3 protein-coding genes are annotated in these 1232 nt (G+C 40.3%); 2 read left to right on the forward strand and 1 reads right to left on the reverse strand.

Annotation, left to right across the window (positions count from 1 at the left end):
- The coding region (locus A1019T_RS13950; RefSeq protein ID WP_095532542.1) for a transposase at window positions 1-264 on the forward strand (264 nt) is incomplete at its 5' end.
- A 25-nt stretch (window positions 265-289) separates the two neighbouring features.
- Here the strand turns inward: A1019T_RS13950 and A1019T_RS00075 are convergent.
- Complete coding sequence (locus A1019T_RS00075) at window positions 290-526, reverse strand: hypothetical protein (RefSeq protein ID WP_143514042.1); 237 nt, start codon at window positions 524-526, stop codon at window positions 290-292.
- A 58-nt stretch (window positions 527-584) separates the two neighbouring features.
- Here A1019T_RS00075 and A1019T_RS00080 point away from each other — a divergent pair.
- The coding region (locus A1019T_RS00080) for a transposase (RefSeq protein ID WP_143514043.1) at window positions 585-1232 on the forward strand (648 nt) is incomplete at its 3' end.

The following is a 1232-nucleotide window of genomic DNA, read 5'->3' on the forward strand; positions in this document are numbered from 1 at the left end:
ATGGATGGGGCGCTATGGCACCAACCAAGTTTGGATCAAGACAATGTGATCATGCTTAAATTGCCTCCCTACTCACCTGAGCTTAACCCTGCTGAACAGGTATGGCAGTACCTTAAACAGCATTGGTTGTCTAATCGCTGTTTTGAGAGTTATGATGCGATTGTCGATGCGGCATGTGACGCTTGGAATGCATTGTGTAATGAGACTAACTTAATTAGGTCTATCACTCAGCGGGAGTGGTGCGACTTGAGTGTTATTTTTTAGAATTGGTATAATATTAAATAAGCCGTCAGGGTTTAATTAAACCTAAAGCAACAAGGTCCTCATTAATTTGATCGACTACTTGTTGCACATCCTGTTTAGTCAATAAAGGGTGCATACAGCAAAACCTTAACACAGTTTTGTTGTGTAGTAGGGTGGTGTAATAGATGGCATTGTTTCTTTTTGTCGACAGCTCAGACAGCTTTTTATCACCAGTCGCCGTAAAACCACCCACTTCAGGGGGTGGATATAAGGCGACACACACTGTCGTAAGAAGTCGTTAAAGGGTTGTAAGTCAAAATTAAACTTGCCATACTAAAGGCATTAAAACCCTCAAACTACGCATTAAAGACAAGTACATAAAAGAGCTGAATCAGCTAAGCGGTTCAGTGAACTTCGTGTGGAACTATGTCAATGCACTTTGCTTTGAGCATCTAAAACGTACCGGTAGGTTTTTTAGCGCTTATGATCTAAGTGAGTATACCAAAGGTAGCGGCGAGTATTTAGGAATACACAGTCAGACCTTACAGGCTATCAATGAAACACACGCTAAATCACGTAAACAATTTAAAAAAGCCAAACTTAACTGGCGTACCAATAGAGCTGATGCCAAGCGTAAATCACTTGGCTGGATACCTTTTAAAAAATCTGCCATCAAGTATTTGCAAACAAGGCAGACAGGTAAGAAGGCACTGAAATCAACCATACAGCTATCGCTATCTAAAGGTCAAAAGCTTATCATCGATGTATTCGATAGCTACAACCTAAGCCTATATCAAATTAACACGCTTGAGATAGTACAAGACAGTCGTAATCGTTGGTATGCCTGTATCACCGTTAAAGACTTTCCTAAGCAAGTAAGTGGTAAGGGCAGCGTTGGAATTGACTTAGGTTTAAAAGAGTCTGCAACCACATCAAATGGCGACAAGTTAATTATTAAGCAAACTCAAAAGTGGGCGAATAAATTAGCA

This window comes from Psychrobacter piechaudii, assembly GCF_900162825.1.
GTDB classification, from domain to species: Bacteria; Pseudomonadota; Gammaproteobacteria; order Pseudomonadales; family Moraxellaceae; genus Psychrobacter; species Psychrobacter piechaudii.